Origin of the sequence: Pseudomonas sp. Z1-29, assembly GCF_051131995.1 — a bacterium.
Lineage (GTDB): Bacteria > Pseudomonadota > Gammaproteobacteria > Pseudomonadales > Pseudomonadaceae > Aquipseudomonas.
Genome location: NZ_CP071645.1, coordinates 3,530,149 through 3,541,949, shown reverse-complemented (window position 1 = coordinate 3,541,949; position 11,801 = coordinate 3,530,149). Strand labels below are relative to the sequence as shown.

At 63.7% G+C, this 11,801-nt stretch carries 11 protein-coding genes; 10 read left to right on the top strand and 1 reads right to left on the bottom strand.

Annotated features, from left to right (window positions below; all coding sequences use genetic code 11):
- Positions 1–6 precede the first annotated feature (6 nt).
- On the top strand, positions 7–393 hold the full coding sequence (locus tag J3P84_RS15850; RefSeq protein WP_434624268.1) for a hypothetical protein: 387 nt from the start codon (positions 7–9) through the stop codon (positions 391–393).
- Positions 394–586: 193 nt separating this feature from the next.
- On the opposite strand, the gene J3P84_RS15845 is transcribed toward J3P84_RS15850, so the two are convergent.
- Complete coding sequence (locus J3P84_RS15845; protein WP_434568800.1) at positions 587–1,438, bottom strand: LysR substrate-binding domain-containing protein; 852 nt, start codon at positions 1,436–1,438, stop codon at positions 587–589.
- Between the two features lie 242 nt (positions 1,439–1,680).
- Between J3P84_RS15845 and J3P84_RS15840 the strand changes: the two genes are divergently transcribed.
- From J3P84_RS15840 to metC, 9 genes are read left to right on the top strand one after another with little or no spacing between them, the layout of a single operon-like run.
- Positions 1,681–2,523, top strand: coding sequence for a transporter substrate-binding domain-containing protein (locus tag J3P84_RS15840; RefSeq protein WP_434624266.1), 843 nt, complete (start codon positions 1,681–1,683; stop codon positions 2,521–2,523).
- A 59-nt stretch (positions 2,524–2,582) separates the two neighbouring features.
- On the top strand, positions 2,583–3,434 hold the full coding sequence (locus tag J3P84_RS15835) for a transporter substrate-binding domain-containing protein (protein ID WP_434624264.1): 852 nt from the start codon (positions 2,583–2,585) through the stop codon (positions 3,432–3,434).
- Positions 3,431–4,855: an FAD-binding oxidoreductase gene (locus J3P84_RS15830; RefSeq protein ID WP_434624262.1), complete on the top strand. Its 1,425-nt coding sequence runs from the start codon at positions 3,431–3,433 to the stop codon at positions 4,853–4,855. The genes J3P84_RS15835 and J3P84_RS15830 overlap by 4 nt, the downstream gene beginning before the upstream one ends.
- Positions 4,852–6,063, top strand: coding sequence for an aminotransferase class I/II-fold pyridoxal phosphate-dependent enzyme (locus tag J3P84_RS15825; protein ID WP_434624260.1), 1,212 nt, complete (start codon positions 4,852–4,854; stop codon positions 6,061–6,063). The genes J3P84_RS15830 and J3P84_RS15825 overlap by 4 nt, the downstream gene beginning before the upstream one ends.
- Entirely contained in the window at positions 6,060–6,794 is a 735-nt protein-coding gene (locus J3P84_RS15820; RefSeq protein WP_434624258.1) for an amino acid ABC transporter permease, read from the top strand. The genes J3P84_RS15825 and J3P84_RS15820 overlap by 4 nt, the downstream gene beginning before the upstream one ends.
- Complete coding sequence (locus J3P84_RS15815; RefSeq protein WP_434624256.1) at positions 6,784–7,572, top strand: amino acid ABC transporter permease; 789 nt, start codon at positions 6,784–6,786, stop codon at positions 7,570–7,572. The genes J3P84_RS15820 and J3P84_RS15815 overlap by 11 nt, the downstream gene beginning before the upstream one ends.
- On the top strand, positions 7,559–8,398 hold the full coding sequence (locus J3P84_RS15810) for an amino acid ABC transporter ATP-binding protein (RefSeq protein ID WP_434624254.1): 840 nt from the start codon (positions 7,559–7,561) through the stop codon (positions 8,396–8,398). Before J3P84_RS15815 ends, J3P84_RS15810 begins: the two co-directional genes overlap by 14 nt.
- 13 nt (positions 8,399–8,411) lie before the next feature.
- A complete protein-coding gene (locus tag J3P84_RS15805) occupies positions 8,412–9,008 on the top strand; it encodes a cysteine dioxygenase (RefSeq protein WP_434624252.1) in 597 nt (198 codons plus the stop codon).
- Positions 9,009–9,053: 45 nt separating this feature from the next.
- Entirely contained in the window at positions 9,054–11,801 is a 2,748-nt protein-coding gene (gene metC / locus J3P84_RS15800; protein WP_434624250.1) for a cystathionine beta-lyase, read from the top strand.

Genomic DNA, 11,801 nt, shown 5'->3' with positions numbered 1-11,801 from the left:
TCGCGCATGTCCCATTCACACTCCCAGGGTCGCAGCGACCTCGCCCATGCCCGCCACGTCGAGGCGGCTCTGCTTGACTACCTGCGCGGGCAGAGCGCGCGACATGAAGCCCTGGTGGTCGCCGCGGTCGGTGACCTGCGTATCCGTATCGACGCTGCCGATGCGTTGCTCGAACGCGCCAACGCTTCCCAATCGTCCGCCATTGCCTTTCGTCTGGCTGCTGCCGAGGCGGCGCGTGTCGGCGCCCATCTATTCTTCGAGCTGGCCGGGCGCAGCTTGCCGCGGCCGTTGCCGGATGCAGCCGAGCCGGCGTTGCTGACCCAGCGTCGGCTGCTGGGCGACCATTACCTCAACGGCGCGGCGCTGGCTGATGGACAGGGAGGGCAAGCATGACTGCTGCTCAAAAGTCCTTTCAACGCCCGGACGATATCGAGGGTCAATTGATCCGCGATGCGCCCTGGCACTGTCCAAGGCGTAGCCACCGCGCAGGCATGTCCAGCAGAACTGATTGGGCTCCGGCAACCAACTGAACGTGCCTGGCTGCCCGCTGGATAGGGTGATTGTGCTGAGCCTGCGCAGCGATGACTCAATGCCCCTGATTGTTCCTGATCAGCTCATAAGCCCGGCGCACCAGTGCGTTGACGGTATTCGGCCGGATCCACAGGTGATAGGTCACATCCGGCAGTCGCGGCAGCCCATCGTTCTCGCCGAGCACACGCATGTCCGGGCCGAGCATTTCCATGCTGCGGGGCGTGACGCCCAGGCCGGCGCGGGTCGCGGCCTTGATGCCGATCAGGTTCGAGGCCAGGTAGGCCTGGCGCCAGGGGATATTGGCGCGTTCCAGGGCTTCGAGGGCATAGCGACGATAGATGCTCGGCTCGTCCACAAGGATCAGCGGCAGCGGTTCGGCGGGGTTGTGGAGGTATTGCGCCGAGCAGATCCACCACACTGGTGAGGTGCGCAAGGCGAAGCCTTCGAGGTTCGGATCCTGGCGGGTGGAAATGACCATGTCGACCTTGCCGCGATGCAGGTCGTCCATCAGGAACGGGCTGCGGCCGACATCGATTTCCAGGCGCAGGCGCGGGGCCGAGCGGGCGATGTGGCTGAGGATCGGCGGCAGGATCGTGTCAGCAATATCGTGGGGCGAGCCGATACGCAACACACCGCTCAGGCTGCTTTCGCGCAGGGAATTGAGCGCATCGTCGTTGAGCGACAGCATCTGCCGCGCATGCCGCAGCAACTGCTGGCCCGCTTCGGTGAGCTGCTTTTGCCGGCCACGTTTTTCAAACAGCGTGACCCCGACCTGCTGTTCCAGGCGCTGCATGTGCTGGGTGACCGACGATTGCGTGCGGGCTAGTCGGGCGCCGGCTTCGGCAAAGCTGTGGTGATCGACCACGGCGATAAAGGTGCGCAGCAATTCAAGATCCAGGGTCGCCATGGCTATTGCTTCATATCAAGACTGAAAACCTAAACATTACAGTTTTTTATGTATTGATTGCATTTCCTTTACGTGAACTTCGCTGTGGGCTAATAAAATAACGGTTATATGTTTTTCGCCTGTAAACCAAACCAGGCGAGTTATAACGATATGAGATATTTGCATTTCCGTTGGCTCCAAGCGGTACCTAGGATGCCCACTCATCAGGTCGGGGTACGCCGATCATCCATGAGGGGAAATCCATGTTGTTCGAGCGCTCACCTGTCAAACATCTCCTGCCTGTGTTGCTGGGCGCCTTGGTCTCGTTGGCAGCCGTCGACATTGCCCAGGCCGACGCCACCCTGGAGAAGATCGAGCAGCGCCACGAGTTGGTGGTCGGCGTGTTGCTGTCCGGCGGCCCGTTCGGCGGCATCGATCCCACGACCCAGAAACCTCGCGGCCTCAACGTTGACCTCGCCCAAGAACTGGGCCGGCAACTCGGCGCCGAGGTGCAACTGGTGCCGGTATTGCCCGCCAACCGCGTGCAGTTCCTGCAGCAGGGCAAAGTCGATCTGTTGATCGCCAATATGGAATGGACCGCCGAGCGCGGTGAAATCCTCGGGTTCGTGCCTACGCCGTTCTACCGTGTCGGCGGCACCGCGGCGGTGCTCAAGGACAGCCAGATCAGCCGCTGGGAAGATCTGAAGAATCAACCGGTATGCACCTCCCAGGGCAGCAGCTACATCAAGCCGCTCACCGAATTGGGCGTGCAGATCAAGGCCTTCAAGAGTTCCTCGGAGTCGCTGCTGGCGTTACGGGGCAACAACTGCGTTGCCGCCGTGCATGACGCCACGTTGATCAATCCACTCATTGCCGACAACGCCGAGTGGCAGGGCTACCGCGCCCTGAGCCCGGAGCTGAACCCGGCCCCATCGGTGATCTGGACGCGCAAGGGCGAAAGCGATACCCAGGCCAGGCTCGATCCGATCATCAAGCAATTGCACCGCAGCGGCTGGTTGATCGACGCCCAGGCCCGCAATCGCATCACCCCGGCGTCACCCGCCCTGGTCGAATTGCAAAAGCAGTTCCAGGCCAACGGCGCCTGAGCAGCGGCGCACTTGCAGCTTTCTCAACGACCCTCGACCGACGCGCAAGGTAATCGCCCATGTCTTCATTTTTCTCCCCTCGAACGCTGGCCGCCCTGTGCCTGACCTTGGCCGCCGGCTGCGCTGCCAGCCTGGCCCAGGCGGACGCCACGCTGGACAAGATCGAGCAGCGCCACGCCATCAGCGTCGGGGTGATGCTCAGCGGCGCGCCGTTCGGCACCATCGACCCCAAGACCGGCGAGCACCTGGGCTACAACGTTGAATTGGCCCAGGGCATCGGCAAGGCGCTGGGGGTGGCGACGCAGACTGTTTCCGTGCTTGCGCCGAACCGCGTGCAATTCTTGCAGCAGGGCAAAGTCGACATCCTGATCGCCAACATGCAGTTCACCGAAGAACGCGGCGAGATTCTCGACTACGTGCCGACACCTTATGAAGAGGTCGGTGGCGCGGCGCTGATACGCAAGGGGGCCGGCATAGCGCAATGGGCCGACCTCAAGGGCAAACCGGTGTGCGTGTCCCAGGGCAGCAATTTCATCAAGCCGCTGCAAGATACCTATGGCGCACAGATCAAGGCTTTTCGCAGCCAGTCCGAGTCGCTGTTGTCGCTTCGCGGCAACGGCTGCGTGGCTGCGGTGCACGTGAGCCCGACCATGCACGCACTGTTGAGCGAAGCCGAGTGGTCAGGCTTTGAGATCCCGCTGCCGGGGGACCTGATTCCTTCGAATTCGGTGATCTGGCTGCGCAAGGGCGAGCACGACACCCAGGCCAGACTCGATGCTATCGTGCGCGACTGGCATCGCAGCGGTTGGCTGATCGAACTCGGCGAGCGCACCGGCATGGCACCGTCCCAGGCCCTGCGTGATCTGCACGCCAGGTATCAAGATGCGGCTCCCTTGGCCTCGCAGCCATGAGCCATTCACTCTTTGCGACCTTGCAGGCCCTGCTGGGCGCCAGGCATGTGCAACGCGGCGAGGAAGCCGCGCCGTACCTGACCGACAAACAGGGGCGTTACGTCGGGCGAGTGATCGCCGCGGTCCATCCGGGCAGTACCGAAGAAGTCGCGGCGGTGGTCCGGGCTTGCGCCGCGACGGCTATGCCGGTGGTGGTGCAGGGCGGCAACACCGGATTGATGGGCGGCGCCACCCCGGATGCCAGTGGCTGCTCGGTGTTGCTGTTGCTCGATCGGATGAACCGGATCCGCGCCGTGGACACCGAGAACGACACCCTCACCGTCGAGGCGGGCTGCATCCTGCAAACCGTCCAGGACGTTGCCCGCCAGGCCGGACGCCTGTTCCCCTTGAGTCTTGGCGCCGAAGGCAGTTGCACCCTCGGCGGCAACCTGGGGACCAACGCCGGCGGCACCGCGGTGCTGCGCTACGGCAATGTCCGCGAATTGACCCTGGGCCTGGAAGTCGTGACCGCCGAGGGTGAAATCTGGGACGGTTTGCGCGGCTTGCGCAAGGACAATACCGGCTACGACCTGCGGGACCTGTTCATCGGCAGCGAAGGCACGCTTGGCATTATCACCGCCGCGACGCTGAAATTGTTTCCGCTGCCCAAGGCCCAGGCCACCGCGCTACTGGCGTTCGACTCGCTAGAGCAGGCGGTGGCGTTGTTGTCCCATGCCCGTGCCGGTTTTGGTGCCAGCCTGACGGCGTTCGAATTGCTCAGCGCCGAGTGTCTTGCGCTGTTGCGCGAGCAGTTTCCCGATGGTCCGCGGCCCTTCGCCAATGCTCGCCAGCCTTGGTTCGCGCTGTTGGAGCTGTCGGATAACCACAGCGAAAACCATGCCCGGGAAATCTTCGAACAGGTGCTGGGCGAAGCCTTCGAACAGCAGCTGCTGGCCGATGCGCTGATCGCCGAGAACCTCGTCCAGAGCCAGGCATTCTGGCAACTGCGGGAGAACATGAGCGATGCGCAAAAGCGTGCCGGTCGCAACATGAAACATGACATTTCGGTGCCGATTTCTCAGGTCGTCGCGTTCGTTGCCCATACCGATGCGTTGCTCCAGCAACATTTTCCCGGCGTGCGGCATTACACCTTCGGGCATCTGGGCGATGGCAACCTGCATTACAACGTTGCCCATCCGCTGGACTCCACGATTGACGCACACATGGCCCATTACGCCGCGCTCAGTCAGCGGGTGCACGACAGCGCCCATGCTCATGGTGGCTCGATCAGCGCCGAACACGGCATCGGCCAGCGCAAGGTGAACGAGTTGGGGCGCTACAAAAGTGCCGTGGAACTGGACCTGATGCGCCGGATCAAGCAAGCGCTGGACCCACGCAATCTGCTCAATCCGGGCAAGGTACTGGAGGAGGCGCGGCCATGACGCTTCATCTGTCCCAGCGCGTGCAGCGTGTCTCGCTGTCCGCCAATGCCGCCGCCAAGTCCCGTGCCACGGCCCTGCGTGAAGCCGGTCGGGACATTCTCGACCTGACCACCGGCGAGCCGGATTTCGACACGCCGGCGCACATCAAACAGGCGGCCTGTGCCGCCATTGCAGCCGGGGCCACCAAGTACACCCCGACGTCGGGCGTGAAAGCCTTGCGTGTGGCGGTGCAACACAAGCTGCGCAGGGAGAACCAACTGGACTATCCGCTGGCCTCCATCGTGATTGCCAACGGTGCGAAGCAGATCATTTTCAACGCTTTCGCCGCGACCCTCGATGACGGCGACGAAGTGCTGGTACCGACGCCGTACTGGCCATCTTTTCCGGACAGCGTGCGTTTTAATGGCGGCGAGCCGGTCTTCATCGAGTGCGGGTTGGAGCAGGGCTGCAAGCTCACGCCACGACAGCTTGAGCAGCATATCGGCGAGCGCACTCGCTGGCTGATCCTCAACAGCCCTGGCAACCCCAGCGGTGCGGTGTACAGCGAAGCCGAACTGCAAGGCCTGGCTCAGGTGCTGCGCCGATATCCCGACGTGCTGATTCTGCTGGATGAACTCTACGAACATATTCGTTTCGACGGGCTTGCCATCCAGAGCCTGCTCAATGTCGCGCCGGATCTGCAACCACGGTGCCTGATGGTGGGCGGGGTCTCGAAAACCTATGCCATGACCGGCTGGCGCATCGGTTTCGGGGCCGGGCCGCAGGCGCTGACCGACGCCATGAGCGTGGTCCAATCGCAATCCACCTCCGGCGCTTCCTCGGTTGGCCAGGCGGCGGCGCTGGCGGCGTTCGAGGGCGGCCTGGATTTTCTCCCGGAGCAGGTCGCGGCCTATCGTCAGCGCCGCGATGTGCTGGTGAGCCGCTTGCGCGATGTCGCAGGCCTGGAAGTACTTGAGCCTCAAGGCGGCTTTTTCGTTTTTGTCTGCTGCGCCGGGCTACTGGGGCGCTATCGCCCGGACGGCCAGTGCCTGCAGCACGACGCCGATGTGGTTGCGTATCTGTTGGAAGAGGGCGTCGCCGGCGTCGCGGGCCGTGCTTATGGCTTGTCGCCGTGGTTTCGCCTGTCCATCGCCACGGCGACCGAAACCGTTGTCGAAGCGGGTCGGCGTATCGCCCACGCCTGCGGCCGATTGAGGCGCGAGCCATGAGCCATTGGCTGGAGCAACTCGTCCAGTGGAGCGCCGGGCTCGGCCTCAACTACAACTTTCTGCTCGACGCCTATCAGCGCGGCACGCTGGAGCAGGGCGCGCTGACTACCCTGTGGTTGTGCCTGCTGACGATTGCCGGAAGCTTGCTGGCGGGTGTCGGATTGGCCGCTCTGTTGACTTCCGGCAAGCCTTGGCTGGCCAGACCTGCGCGAGTGTTTATCGAAGTCACCCGCAACACGCCGACGCTGGTGCAGCTGTATTGCGCCTTCCTGGTGCTGAACATGCTGCTGACCCAGGCCGTCGGCGCGGCCAACCCGCTGACGCCCTTCGCGTGGGTGGTGATCGTGATCTCGCTGCACAAAGGCGCCTTCCACGCCGAGGCCCTGCGTGCTGGCATCGAAGCGGTGCCGACGGTGACCCTGGAGGCGGCCAGTTCACTGGCTTTCAACCACCGCCAGTTGTTGTGGAACGTGCAACTGCCGCTGGCCCTGCGTTTTGCCTTGCCGTCGCTGATCAACAACCTGATCGACCTGGTGAAAATGACCGCCGTGGCCTCGGCCATCGCGGTGGGCGACATCACCTACGCGGCGATCATGATCTGGACCCAGAGCGACAACGTGCTGGAGCTGATGATTTTGATCCTGGCATTTTTCGGCCTGCTGAGTTTTACCGTCAATTGCGTCGGGCGCTGGCTCGAAGCCCGCCTGAGGATGCCCGGTTATGGCCATTGATTCCTTCGCTGTCCTGCCCGTGGCCTGGCCGCGTCGCCATCTCGGCAAATTGCTGCTGGGGCTGGGAGCGCTGTGCTGGCTGGCTTATCTCGCGCCGAACAGCCCGGTGCTCAAGGCGCTGTGGCAATGGTCGCCGGCGTTGGTCGCAGGGTTTGGCCAGAACATTCTCATCAGCCTGCTGGCCATCGGTCTCGGCTCGGTGATGGGGCTGCTGGTAGGCGCCATGGTGCTGTCGCCGTTGCGTCTGTTGCGCTGGCCGGCGCGGATCTGGGTGCAGGTCTTTCGTAATGCGCCCTGGCTGGTGCTGATCTATTTCACCACCTATGTGTTCCCGTTCGAGATTCGCATTGGCACGGCCTATGTCGCGTTTCCCGACTGGGTCAAGGTGACCCTCGGCCTGGCCCTGCCAGCCAGCGCGAATGTCGCGGAAATCTTCCGTGGCGCCATCGCCTCGATCCCCAGCACCCAATGGGAGGCCGCGCGATCCCTGGCGCTCACCCGTGGGCAGATTTTTCGCTCGATCATCCTGCCCCAGTGCTTCAAGCGCATGTTGCCGCCGTGGATGAACCTCTATGCGGTGATCACCATGGGCACCGCGCTGGCCTCGCTGGTGGGCGTGCATGACGTGATCGATACCGCGCAGATCGCCAGCAACACTGTGAACCTGACGGGCTTCACCGTGCTGATCTACCTGAGCCTGCTGGTGCTGTTCTTTGCCTACTGCTACCCGATTTCCCGTCTTACCCAATACCTGGAGCGACGTTATGCCTTCTACTGAAACCGTCGCCGAGCCCCTCGTCAGCCTGCGCGACCTGCACCTGTCGTTCGGCAGCAACCCGGTGCTCAAGGGCATCGACCTGGACGTACGCCGTGGCGAAGCCGTGTCGATCATCGGTCCGTCCGGCTCGGGCAAGTCGACAATCCTGCGTTGCATCACCGGGCTGCTGCAGCCCCAGCGTGGCAGCATCCGTGTCGGTGCCACCGAGGTTCATACACTGGCCCAGGAGGCCCAGCGCATCGAACTGCGCAAGCGCGTGGGGTTCGTGTTCCAGCAGTACAACCTGTTCCCGCACCTGTCGGTATTGGAGAACCTGGTGATCGCCCCGCGCAAGGTGCTCGGCCGCAACCGCAGCGATGCCGAAAAGGACGCGCGGGCCTTGCTCGCCAAGGTGCGCATGGAGCACAAGGCCGACGCCTATCCGGGGCAACTTTCGGGCGGCCAGCAGCAACGCGTGGCGATCGCCCGCGCGCTGGCGATGCGCCCGGAGCTGATTCTGTTCGATGAAGTGACCTCGGCCCTGGATCCGGAAACCGTCGGCGAAGTGTTGACGGTGATTCGCGAGCTGACCGAGGAGGGCATGACCTGCGTGCTGGTGACCCACGAAATGCGCTTCGCCGAAGAGATCAGCGACGTCGTCTATTTCACCGAGAACGGCGTGATCGTCGAGCACGGTAGCGCCGCCCAAGTCTTCCAGCATCCCGCCAGCGAGCGCACCCGGGAATTCCTGTGCCACGCCCTGGGCGACCCGGGGCGCCGTCCGCCTCTCGTCCAGGACGACCCATATCTGTTGACCAACCTGAGCCGCTACAGCCTGTCCGTCTGAAAAGGAGCCTGCCATGAACACCCGTAACCGTGTCGATGTCATCGAGGACTTCCTCAAGCAAGTGCGCGTCATTCATCAGCGTGGCGTCGACCGCGCCGCGCTCAAGCAGATCGTCGTGCTGCTGGAAGACCTGGCCGAACGCCGCGACCTGTTCAATTTCGAGGCGTTCCCGGCGCCGCAGCCGGGGCAGGGCAGCACCGCGTTTCGCTATCGCCTCAACGATGACGGCGACACCCCGACGCTGTACCTGAACTCGCTGCTGCCGGGCAAGAGCACCATTCCCCATAACCATGAGACCTGGGCCATCATCAGCGCCATCGAAGGCCAGGAAATCAACTACGTCTACCAGCGTGATGATGAAGGACGCGAGCCCGGATTCACCACGCTGCACTTGGAAAAGGAAGTGATCGTGGAGCCTGGAACTTCCATCGCTTTCCTTGGCGAGGACCTGCATGGCATTCGGGTCGCAGGCGAGCAACCGACCCTGCATTTCCATCTTTATGGCCTGCCGCTGGAGTCGCTCAACGGCCGTTACGGCGTCGAAGCCGATGGGCGAATCCTCAACTACAACGCCTCGCAGATGGCGCCGTCGATCAAGGCCTACGCTTGACGGCCTCTTGCCTTCCAGTCTTTCAATTTTTCCAGCGGGACTCCCATGAGCCAGACCTTGACTCCCCAGCAACTGCAGCAGTGGTTGTTCGACGGGCAGGAAATCGCCCTGTTTGACGTGCGTGAGCACGGCCAGTACGGCGAAGCCCATCTGTTTTTCGGGGTGAACCTGCCCTATAGCCGCCTGGAGCTGGAGGCTCGACGGCTGGCGCCAAACCTTCAGGTACGGTTGGTGCTGCATGACCAGGATGGCGGGGACCTGGCGGAGCGCGCGGCGCAGCGCCTGCACGCGCTGGGCTACGCCAACGTGCACATCCTGGAAGGTGGCGCCGACGGTTGGCAGGCCGCCGGCTATCAGCTGTTCGCTGGCGTGCATGTGCCGTCCAAAGCTTTCGGCGAGCAGGTGGAGGCGGTCCGTCACACGCCTCACGTCAGCGCTCGCCAACTGGCGCAATGGCAGGCTCGGGGCGAGCCGCTGGTGATCCTCGACGGCCGGCCGCTGGAGGAGTATCGCAAGATGACCATTCCCGGTTCGATCTGCTGCCCGAATGGCGAACTGGGGTACCGCGTGCATGACCTGGTGCCGGACGAGCAAACCCCCATCGTGATCAATTGCGCCGGCCGGACCCGCAGCATCATCGGCGCCCAGACGCTGATCGACCTTGGTCTGAAAAACCCGATCTATGCGCTGGAGAACGGCACGCAGGGTTGGCATCTTGAAGATTTTCACCTGGAGCACGGCAGCCAACGGCGTTATGCCGACCAAGTGTCGAGCGCCACATTGCCGACCCAGCGTCTGGCGGCGACACGCCTGGCCGAGCGGGCCGGGGTGCCGACCGTCGAGGCTGCCCAGGTCGAGCGGTGGGCGGCGGAGGCCGGGCGCAGCCTGTTTCTCTGCGACGTGCGCACCGCCGAGGAGTTTGCCGCCGGCACATTGCCGGGCGCGCAGCACACGCCGGGCGGACAGTTGATTCAATCCACCGATCTGTATGTGGGCGTTCGTCAGGCGCGGGTGGTGCTGTTTGACAACGACGGCGTGCGTGCACCGATCATCGCCAGTTGGCTGCGGCAGCTCGGGCATGAAGTTTTTGTATTGTCGGGCGGATTGAGCAGTGGCCTGGCGTTACCGCTTTCAGCCGTCTTCGCGCCTGCGGAACTGCCCGGGATCAGCGCGCAGGCCGTGGCGGATGCCCTGAGGGATGACGCGGTGGCGCTGATCGACCTGCGTTCGAGCAACGCGTATCGCAAAGGTCACATTGCCGGGGCGCGCTGGTCGATCCGACCCTTGCTGGCCGGTGCGCTGGCGGGCGAGCGGCGGCCGCTGGTGCTGGTCGCCGATGATCCTCGGCTGGCGGCCGTGGCGGCGCTGGAGCTATCGCGAACCGATGTTCATTGGCTCGATGGCGGGGTCGATGCGTGGCGCTCGGCCGGCCTGGCGCTACGAGAAGGCGCCGACACGTTGCCGGATGAACAGTGCATTGATTTCCTGTTTTTCACTCACGACCGCCATTCCGGAAACAAGGACGCGGCGCGCCAGTATCTGGCGTGGGAAATCGGCCTGCTGGCGCAGATGAACGAAGCGGAGATCGCCAGCCTCAAGCCGCTGCAGGGCCCTCCTCAAGGCACTGCCGATGAGCGGCTTCGCACCCGCCTGGTCCATGGCGCGCGCAGCGAAAAGGGCACCGGTGCCCGGACCGTCAATGTGCCGGTCAGTCGTTTGAGCACGGTGCTGTTCGACAACCTCGCACAGATGCGCGACGCCCGTTCCCGGCGCGACAGCGAGCGAGTGCTGACCTATGGCGCTCGCGGCAACCCGACGGCCTTCGCCCTCGAAGACCTCGTTACCGAACTGGAGGGCGGCTACCGGACCCGGCTGTTCGGTACCGGGTTGGCTGCCGTGGCGCAAACCTTCCTGGCCTACCTGCGGCCCGGCGATCATGTCCTGATCACCGATGCGGTGTATGCGCCGGTACGCCGCGTGGCCCGGGATTTCCTCGAAGCCTTCGGCGTAGAAGTCGGCTATTTCGCCCCGGATGGCAGTGACCTGCCCGGACGGCTGCAAGCCAACACTCGGATGGTCTACACCGAAGTGCCCGGTTCACTGCTGTACGAACTCTGCGACTTGCCGGCCATCGCCGCGCTCTGCAAGCCGCGCGGCATCCTGCTGGCGGTGGACAATACCTGGGGTTCGGGCGTGCTGTACCGGCCGCTGGCGTTGGGCGCAGACATCTCGATCATGGCCCTGACCAAGTACCTGAGCGGCCACAGCGACGTGGTCATGGGCAGCGTGTGCACGCGCCAGGAGGCTTGGCCAGCACTGGCGGCCATGAGCGACACCTTCGGCAACACCGTCAGCCCCGACGACGCCTATCTGGTCTTGCGTGGCGCACGCACCCTGGCGCCACGCCTCGACACTCATGAGCGCCAGGCACTGGCGATCGCCCATTGGTTGCAGGCGCAGCCGCAGGTGAAACGGGTCTTCCATCCAGCACTGCCCGATCATCCCGGTCACGGTCTGTGGTTGCGGGACTTCAAGGGCAGCAATGGACTGCTGTCTTTTGAGCTTCGCGAAAATGACGACGCGTACCTGGAGCGTTTTATCGATGCGTTGCAGGTGTTCGGGTTGGGGGCGTCCTGGGGTGGGTTCGAGAGTCTGGTGACCGTTGCCGATACCCAGGATCGGCAGAGCGCCGAGGATCGGGCGTTGAACCCGGTGGTGCGATTGCATGTGGGGTTGGAGGATGTCGAGGTATTGATCGAGGACCTGCAGCGTGGTTTTGTGGCTGCCGGATGA

Coding starts and splice junctions, on each gene's coding strand:
- J3P84_RS15805 (WP_434624252.1), top strand. CDS start 8,412: ATGAACACCCGTAACCGTGTCGATGTCATCGAGGACTTCCTCAAGCAA.
- J3P84_RS15820 (WP_434624258.1), top strand. CDS start 6,060: ATGAGCCATTGGCTGGAGCAACTCGTCCAGTGGAGCGCCGGGCTCGGC.
- J3P84_RS15845 (WP_434568800.1), bottom strand. CDS start 1,438: ATGGCGACCCTGGATCTTGAATTGCTGCGCACCTTTATCGCCGTGGTC.
- J3P84_RS15830 (WP_434624262.1), top strand. CDS start 3,431: ATGAGCCATTCACTCTTTGCGACCTTGCAGGCCCTGCTGGGCGCCAGG.
- J3P84_RS15840 (WP_434624266.1), top strand. CDS start 1,681: ATGTTGTTCGAGCGCTCACCTGTCAAACATCTCCTGCCTGTGTTGCTG.
- metC (WP_434624250.1), top strand. CDS start 9,054: ATGAGCCAGACCTTGACTCCCCAGCAACTGCAGCAGTGGTTGTTCGAC.
- J3P84_RS15810 (WP_434624254.1), top strand. CDS start 7,559: ATGCCTTCTACTGAAACCGTCGCCGAGCCCCTCGTCAGCCTGCGCGAC.
- J3P84_RS15825 (WP_434624260.1), top strand. CDS start 4,852: ATGACGCTTCATCTGTCCCAGCGCGTGCAGCGTGTCTCGCTGTCCGCC.
- J3P84_RS15815 (WP_434624256.1), top strand. CDS start 6,784: ATGGCCATTGATTCCTTCGCTGTCCTGCCCGTGGCCTGGCCGCGTCGC.
- J3P84_RS15850 (WP_434624268.1), top strand. CDS start 7: ATGTCCCATTCACACTCCCAGGGTCGCAGCGACCTCGCCCATGCCCGC.
- J3P84_RS15835 (WP_434624264.1), top strand. CDS start 2,583: ATGTCTTCATTTTTCTCCCCTCGAACGCTGGCCGCCCTGTGCCTGACC.